Source organism: uncultured Caballeronia sp. (genome assembly GCF_964243625.1).
Taxonomy (GTDB): domain Bacteria; phylum Pseudomonadota; class Gammaproteobacteria; order Burkholderiales; family Burkholderiaceae; genus Caballeronia.
This window is the reverse complement of record NZ_CAXTGZ010000019.1, coordinates 1-7,756: the sequence shown is the minus strand read 5'-3', so window position 1 is coordinate 7,756 and position 7,756 is coordinate 1. Positions and strand designations below refer to the sequence as shown.

Genomic DNA, 7,756 nt, shown 5'->3' with positions numbered 1-7,756 from the left:
GGCGTGCCATCGGGCAGGACACCCGCAGCCGAGCGCAGCGCGAGCTTGCCGAGCTTCAACAGCGCTTCATCGATTTCCACCGATGTGAATCCCCAGCCGTAAGCACGCAGGCTGTCAACGCGCGCTTCGAGTTGCGTCTGCACGTGCCGGTCGTGCTGCTGCAGATGCTGCGGCTGCAGGAACATGCCTTCCGACCAGATGACCTTGCTATTCCAGTACATGGCGTTATTCGCTTGGAGTTGAACGTGTGAGTGCGTCGAGTTGCGCCTGGTACGCGCGGCTGAAGGGCTCGCCGAAGGTGCGCTGGAAGTCGTCGCCGGCGTCACGCGCCACGTCCTCCCAGGTATCGACGAAACGCTGCCAGAGGCGCGCGCGGCGATTGCCGAGCAGCGCATCGATGCCCTTTGCCGGTTGCACCGACCGGTCGATCGTCACTGGATCGATGCGCGACATTGCGTGTTCGAGGGCCGCGCGCAAGCCGGCGACGACGGCGAGTTCGTGCGTCTGGATATCGTGGAAGGCTTCCTGCAACGCGTCTTCAGGCGCGAGATATCCCGCGCCGCGTGCGCCGAGCATCTGCGTGAGCGCCATGTCGACGTCGGGGAAAAACTTGAGCGGATTGTTGTCGCGCTCTTCGATCAGCGTCATGGCGATACGCGTCTCGCGCTTTGCCATGGAGCGTGAGCGCAACGCGGTCATCGTGCCCTGCGTCGCGACGCGCAGCATGCCGCCTACAAGACGCGCGAGGTCATCTGCGGGGATGTGACGGACAGTGCCGGCGTCGATGCCGAGACCTTCCAGCAGGGCTGTCAGCGTGGCGTCGTCGCTGGCGGAGGGCGTTGCAGCAACCGGTTCCGCGTGCTTTGGCTGAGGCGTTGGTGCAAGCGCTGGTTCCGGCAGCGCCAGAAACTCCGTCGCTGGAACCACCGGCGCAAGCTCGTCGTGCATCTCGACCGGCGGGATAGACGGGTCGAAGTCCTCGGGAATGATAGGCGTCGCCGGTCCGTCCAAAACCGGCAACGTCGGCACTGCGTTCATCGCGCGTTCCGGCGATACGTGTTCGAAACCCCCGCTCGATCCCGACACCGACAACGGCGACACTTCGTGTTTTGTCGGACCGATCCCAAGCGGGCTGTCGCCGGCGCCAAGGGCATCGATAAGCTCCTGATTCGCATTCACACCAAAACGCGCAGGCTCACGCAATAGCGGCGTGGCCGCGAGCGGATCGGGCGTGAATGGAGTATCGGCGCGACTATCCTTCGATGCTGCATGCGGCGCATTCCAGTCATCCGGAATCAGCGGCGCGGCCGGCTTCACGTCCCAGTCCGGCTTCTCCGGCAACGGCGCCGATGGTATGGACACATCCGGGCGCGTCATCATGGTCATGTTCTCCAACTCGTGCTCGATGGACACATCCAGCGCATACGGACCGACCCGCAGACGATCGCCATCATGAAGCTGCGCCTCGCGTGATCCGTCCAGTATCTGGTCGTTCAGCAACGTGGGATTGCTGCCTGCATCGACCAGGATGAAAGCGCCATCGCGCCATTCAATGCGCGCCTGCACGCGCGAGATTGCGCGTTGCGTGTCGGGCAGCACGACGGTGCATTCGGGCGCGCGGCCAAGCGTGCCGCCGGCTGTATCGAACTCGATATTTTGCGGTGCGCTCAAGGCGCCGCCGCTCACGGTCATCCTCAACTTCGCTGCCCTGGACTGATTCGGTGACATGCGTAAAGCTCCTTATTTGACGACCTTGCGCGAGCCATCGTCGGCATCGCGCGGCGGGGTCGGCGGCGGTGGGGGCACGCTCACGGGAACAGGAGGAATGCCGGGACCGATGGGTATCGGGATACTCGACATCTCGATGGTCTCCGGACCAATCAGGATGTACGAAGCCCCCGCGCGCAACGCGATGGTCGCGGTCGCCTCGATCTCCACGGCCATGCCCGCCTTGATCTGCACGGCCATGCCGGCGTTCAGCGAATAGGCTTCGCCCACGAACTGGTTGTGCGCCGTCATGGTCGCGGCCGTCACGCCGCCGAGCACGCTCGACTTGCTGCTGCCCATTACCGTGTCGTTGCGCGCACCGTTCGTCTTGATGAACTCGCTGCCGCTTACGCTCAAGTGACGATCGTGTTCTACGTTCATCAGCGCGTCGTGCTTGACCCACGTTTCATGATCGCGTTCGGCGTGAAAGAACAGTTGTTCGTCGCCCTTGCGATCATCGAGCCGCACTTCGTTGTAGCCGCTGCCGCCCTTGGTCGAGTTGCTCTTGAGCGTGGAGATGGCCGCGTTTGCGGGCAGCTCATACGGCGGCATGTTCGTCGAGTTGTAGACCGCGCCCGTGATCACCGGGCGGTCCGGATCGCCTTCGATGAATTCGACCAGCACCTCCTGCCCGATGCGCGGAAGCTGCATGGATCCCCAGCGTTTATTGGCCCAGCTTTGCGATACACGCACCCAGCATCGGTCGAGCTTTGGCGCGCCCGACGACTGCGCGAGTTGTTCCCAGTGGAACTGGACCTTTACGCGGCCGTATTGATCGGTGAGGATTTCATCGCCATCGGGGCCGACGACTACCGCCGTTTGCGGACCGCCTACGCGCGGCTCCGGCGTGGTTCGTGCCGTACGGAACGTGTTATCCGCGCGGATCGCGGTAAAGCTGCAATCGAAGATCGGCAACGTGCTGTCGCTCGTCGATACATACGCGTCGGAGACGATCTCCGCACGTGTCTCCGTAATCAGGTATTGGCGATCCTGTGCGGTCGCCGGATGATCACGCAAACGGATCAGACCGCCCGGGATGAGACCACGCGACGTGCTGCGTGCACTGATGGAATCGTTCTGCGTTTGATGAATCTCGATGTTCACGCGTGCAAGACGATCGCCATCCGCGGCCTTGACGTGACCCGTCAGGTGTTCCTGCATCACGTAACGCGCGGGATCGAAGGGCGCTGCGCGGGTTGCCCGCGCGACGAGACCGTGGCTGTTGCTCACCGATGCCTTCTCGAAGTCGTACTCGTTGACTTCGTATCGTCCAGTCTGCAACGTCGCGCCCGACACCCACCGGTACACGCACTCTTCATCCTGCTCGGGCGTGTCCCAAGCCTGGTACGGAATGGTCTCGTAATGAGTAATGGGACGATGTTCGCTATTCGAGTCGGTCATCACGAGCGTATGTTTGCCGCCCGTGTACTCGAAAAAATAATGAATGCCTTCGCGCTCGAGCAGACGGCTCACGAAGTCGAAATCGGTCTCGCGATACTGCACGCAATTTTCGAGCGGCGAATAAGCTGCGCTGCATGCATTGCGGAAATCGATATCGAACGGTTCGAACACCGAGCCTACGATCTGCGGAATCGTCTTTTGATAAAAGAATCGCCGATGCGACGACTGCGTCAGCAGCCACAAGCGCGGATGCACGATGGCTTCGTAACGCGCCATGCGGTTACGCGTGGTGTCGCCGGGGACAATGAGCCGCAACGTAGTGACGATGCCATTGAACTGGCGCTCGCCGCCCGCCGGATAATCGAGCGTGACGGACAGGTTCTGGCCAAGCACGTCGCCGGGATCGATATCGTTGCGCGGGCTCAAGAATGCAAGCTGGAATTCATTCATGCGGCCGAGCGCTTCGATTGTCGACATGCGCATGAAGACGGCCGTGTCGCCAAGCGCGGCGCATTCCATGCGGACGTGGCGAGTACTAGTCGAAGGCATAGGTGAACTCCTCTGCTTCAACGCCCACATGTACGCGTGCAAGCGTTTTTCCATCGATCACGCGCGTCAGGAATTCCGTGCTGATCCGCGGCAACAGACTGTTGGTGAGGATCGCGTCGATCGTGCGTCCGCCGCTTTCAAGCCGCGTGCAACGCACGGCGATCTGACCGACCACGTCTTCGTCGAAAGTGAACGGCACCTGATGTGTACGCGTCACACGTTTCGCCACCCGTCCGAGTTGCAAGCGGATGATGGAGCGCAGCATCGCGTCGCTGAGCGGGTAATAGGGGATCGTCACCATGCGGCCCAGCAACGCCGGCGGAAACGTGTGCAAGAGTTCCGCATGCAACTGTTCTTCGATGGTTTCCATCGCCGGCATGTTCTCCGGATCGCGGCAGAGATGCGCAATGCATTCCGTTCCCGCGTTCGTGGTGAGCAGGATCAGCGTGTTGCGAAAGTCGATGGAGCGGCCTTCGCTGTCTTCCATCCAGCCCTTGTCGAATACCTGGAAGAAGAGTTCGTGAACATCGGGATGCGCCTTCTCCACTTCGTCGAGCAGCACGACGCTATGCGGCCTTCTACGCACGGCTTCGGTCAGCACGCCACCTTCCCCGAAACCGACATAACCGGGAGGCGCGCCTTTCAGCAGCGAGACCGTATGTGCTTCCTGGTATTCGCTCATGTTGATGGTGATGAGGTTTTGCTCCCCGCCGTAGAGCAGTTCGGCGAGCGCAAGCGCGGTCTCCGTCTCGCCCACGCCCGATGTTCCCGCGAGCATGAACACGCCGACCGGTTTGTTTGGATTGTCGAGTCCCGCACGCGACGTGCGAATGCGCCGTGCGATCATCTCGGTTGCGTGACCCTGACCGATGATTCGCCGGTCCAACAGCTCACCAAGACGCAGCACGTTGTCGATATCGTTCTTCACCATCTTGAGAACGGGCACGCCGGTCCAGTCCTGAACCACCGCTGCGACCGCTTGCCGATCCACGCCGGGCAGGATCAATGGTGCGTCGCCTTGATGCTCGGCCAGCAACGCCTGTTGCGATCTCAGCGCGGCAAGGTCTGCACCGGCAGCGCCATCGCGTAGTTGCGAACGGCGCGCGAGGATGTCTTTTACGAGTTCGCGTTCCACGTTCCAACGCGTATCGAGCTCCGCGAGCCGCTGCGTTTCTTCTTCCAGCGCCTTCGATGCCACCTCGTGACGCGCGGCTGTATCGATGCCGATCAGGCTTTCGCGCGTGATGACCTCGAGTTCCGTCTTCAACGCGGCGATGCGTTTCTGCGCGTCGTCCACTGCCGGCGGCGTAGCGTGCTGACTCACTGCAACGCGGGCACACGCGGTATCGAGCAGGCTCACGGACTTGTCGGGCAACTGACGCGCCGGAATGTATCGATGCGACAGGCGCACGGCCGCTTCTATGGCTTCGTCGAGCACTTGCACGCCGTGATGCTTCTCCAGCGCACCGGCAATGCCGCGCATCATGGTGATTGCGCGTGCTTCGTCAGGCTCGCGCACTTGCACGACCTGGAAACGCCGCGTCAACGCCGGATCTTTTTCGATGTACCGCCGATACTCCGACCACGTCGTCGCTGCGATCGTGCGCACGGTGCCGCGGGCAAGTGCAGGTTTCAGCAGATTGGCGGCATCGCCGGTTCCGGCTGCGCCGCCTGCGCCCACGAGCGTATGCGCTTCATCGATGAAAAGAATCACCGGGCGCTCCGCCGACTGCACCTCCTCAAGCACCTGGCGCAGGCGCGTTTCGAACTCGCCCTTGACGCCGGCACCTGCCTGGAGCAACGCTACGTCGAGCGTGCGCAGCGTGACATCGCGCAGCATGGGGGGAACATCGCCGGCCACAATTCGTTGCGCCAGTCCCTCGACCACGGCCGTTTTCCCTACACCCGCCTCGCCCGTCAGAAGCGGATTGTTCTGGCGGCGCCGCATCAGGATGTCGATGACCTGACGAATCTCTTCGTCGCGACCGACGATTGCATCGAGCCTGCCTGAGCGTGCTTGTTCCGTGAGGTCGACGGTGAAGCGCTGCAATGCGTCCTGATTGGTCGCAGGCATGGCGACTGCCGCTGACGGCGCATTGGAGGCTTGCGCATTCTCGGGCGAATCCGCGAGCAAAACGTCGAAGTGATTCACGAGGTCATCGAGTTTCACTCGATCGAACTCGCGCGAAATCCCGCGCAACGCGTTGCGTAAGGCCGGCGTCTTCAACGCGCCGACAATCAGATGCGCGCTGCGCACTTTCGCTGCATCGAACAACAAGGACCCATACACCCAGCCGCGCTCGACAGCTTCTTCCAGTTGCGAAGAGATGTCCGTGATCGATGTAGACCCGCGCGGCAAACGATCCAGCGCTTCTGTCAAATCACGCGCGAGCGCCGAAGGCTCCACGCCAAAATGCTTGATGATCCGGTGCAGATCCGAGTCGGGCAAGTTGAGTAGCTGATGCAGCCAGTGAGTCAGCTCCACATAAGGATTGCCCCGCAAACGACAGAACGTCGTGGCACTTTCCATCGCGCGATAGCTGAGTGTGTCGAGTTTGCCGAACATCACGGCGCGGCTGATTTCTGCCATGGTTATTCCTGTGCGAGAGTCTTGACGCGGCCGTTTCGGCCGAGCGGTTTGAGTAGGAGTTGCGTGGCGTCGGACGCAGCCGGACGTGTTAACAACCATGTTGTGTAACCAAGACGCTGTAGCCGCCCGAGAGCAAGACGAGGTACTTCTGCGCGCCGCAAGTGCAGGTTCAAATCCCATTCGAGCGGATCGCGCACGTAGTTGCGGATCCAGTCCGCAAGACGCACGAGGCTCGCGCCGCCGGGCAGGAATCGCTGATAGTCGGTCATCGAAAGCAGACCCAGCGCAACGCGGAACTTGTGCTGCCGGTCCCACGCTCGGCCCCCAAGCATGGTGCCGAGGCCGAGGCGGCCGCTTTCATCGGCGGCGCCCAAACGGCTCAGCGAACGCGCTGGCAAGTCGATCCAGTGACCGACGTTCTCCTTCACTTTCACCGGGACGTTGAAGAAGCGCATCAACACAAGACGCAATCCGGCGGCGTGACGGGTCGGACCGCTGAGTACGCCGGCAAAGTGAAGCTTTGCGAAGTCAGGGATGCTGTCGCGATTGCGCAGCGCCGGTTCGCCGAGCCCGAAGGTGCTGCCGACATATGCGGAAAAACGATCACCGTTGTTGCGGTCAAGGCTCACTGTCGGCTGCGCCACCGCCCATGATCGATAAAACAGCGACGTCATGCGGTGATGGAACACGTCGAGAAACCGCGCAAAGGTCGGGTCGTTGGCGTTACGCGTGCGGTCACGGATGTATTCGGTGAGATGCGTGGGCATCGGGCCGTTCGGTCCCAGCAGGCCGAAGAAATTCACGACCAGTTTCGGCGCTTTTTCACTTTCACCGTTCAAGCTGAAACCGCGCAACGTGGTCGGAAAGAAGATGAGGTCCGGTTCCTGACCGAAGCGCACGGCATCGTCACGCGGCCGCAACGATGAACCCACTCGCGGCAAGCCGGGATACGCGCATTCGAGCAAGCGCACGGCCTGGAAAAAGTCGAAGCTTTTTGCATCGGCGGAAAGCCGGTCGAGGATGGTCACAGCGTTTTGCATAATCCACTCCCCGGCGCCCAGCGCATGATTTCGCCGCGTGTTGCGCTCGTGACCACCGTCTCGGTGAACGAATTCAGCGATACATATTGAGTGAAGAAGCGCGCGAGCACCGCGCCAAAGAGAAACGCGCTTGCGCCTTCGAAGCCGATCTCATCGATCAGCAGGTTGATCTCCAGGCCTCGGCCAAATACGATCGGTCCGCGCGACGGCAAGCGACGCGTCACAGGCTGCGTATCGATGGAACGAAGACCGTCGACCTGTCTCGCCGCCGCGCCGTCACCAGCGGGCGCATAGAGGCCGAGCAGATCGCGCATGGCTTGCGCACCCTGACTGTCGTTGCTGTCCACAAGCGACGCATAGTTCAAGGACAAGTGGCTCAGAAGCCGCCATGCAACCGGACCCTCTGCAT

Annotated in this window: 6 protein-coding genes (1 of these 6 cut by a window edge); all 6 read right to left on the bottom strand. The window is 61.7% G+C overall.

The window, feature by feature from the left end:
- A protein-coding gene (gene tssK, locus ACFFAR_RS02500) for a type VI secretion system baseplate subunit TssK (RefSeq protein ID WP_375507479.1) crosses the window boundary here: on the bottom strand, nucleotides 1-221 show its beginning. 1,129 nt of this gene lie to the left of the window's left edge; the window shows 221 of its 1,350 coding nt (coding positions 1-221); its start codon is at nucleotides 219-221; its stop codon lies off the left edge, out of view.
- A gap of 4 nt (nucleotides 222-225) precedes the next feature.
- Nucleotides 226-1,728 (bottom strand): type VI secretion system-associated FHA domain protein TagH, encoded by a 1,503-nt coding sequence (gene tagH, locus ACFFAR_RS02495; protein WP_174363575.1) that lies wholly within the window; start codon nucleotides 1,726-1,728, stop codon nucleotides 226-228.
- Nucleotides 1,729-1,740: 12 nt separating this feature from the next.
- The gene (locus ACFFAR_RS02490) at nucleotides 1,741-3,717 is read right to left on the bottom strand and encodes a type VI secretion system tip protein TssI/VgrG (protein ID WP_174363574.1); all 1,977 of its coding nucleotides are present in this window, start codon (nucleotides 3,715-3,717) and stop codon (nucleotides 1,741-1,743) included.
- Nucleotides 3,704-6,307, bottom strand: coding sequence for a type VI secretion system ATPase TssH (tssH, locus tag ACFFAR_RS02485; RefSeq protein WP_174363573.1), 2,604 nt, complete (start codon nucleotides 6,305-6,307; stop codon nucleotides 3,704-3,706). Before tssH ends, ACFFAR_RS02490 begins: the two co-directional genes overlap by 14 nt.
- Before the next feature lie 2 nt (nucleotides 6,308-6,309).
- Nucleotides 6,310-7,347, bottom strand: coding sequence for a type VI secretion system baseplate subunit TssG (tssG, locus tag ACFFAR_RS02480; protein WP_174363572.1), 1,038 nt, complete (start codon nucleotides 7,345-7,347; stop codon nucleotides 6,310-6,312).
- On the bottom strand, nucleotides 7,332-7,756 hold a 425-nt coding region (locus ACFFAR_RS02475), incomplete at its 5' end, for a type VI secretion system baseplate subunit TssF (protein ID WP_174363571.1). The genes ACFFAR_RS02475 and tssG, both read right to left, overlap by 16 nt.

Bases quoted from the DNA above. Each gene is read 5' to 3' on its own strand.
- tagH (WP_174363575.1), bottom strand. From the start codon at position 1,728: ATGTCACCGAATCAGTCCAGGGCAGCGAAGTTGAGGATGACCGTGAGC.
- ACFFAR_RS02490 (WP_174363574.1), bottom strand. From the start codon at position 3,717: ATGCCTTCGACTAGTACTCGCCACGTCCGCATGGAATGCGCCGCGCTT.
- tssH (WP_174363573.1), bottom strand. From the start codon at position 6,307: ATGGCAGAAATCAGCCGCGCCGTGATGTTCGGCAAACTCGACACACTC.
- tssG (WP_174363572.1), bottom strand. From the start codon at position 7,347: ATGCAAAACGCTGTGACCATCCTCGACCGGCTTTCCGCCGATGCAAAA.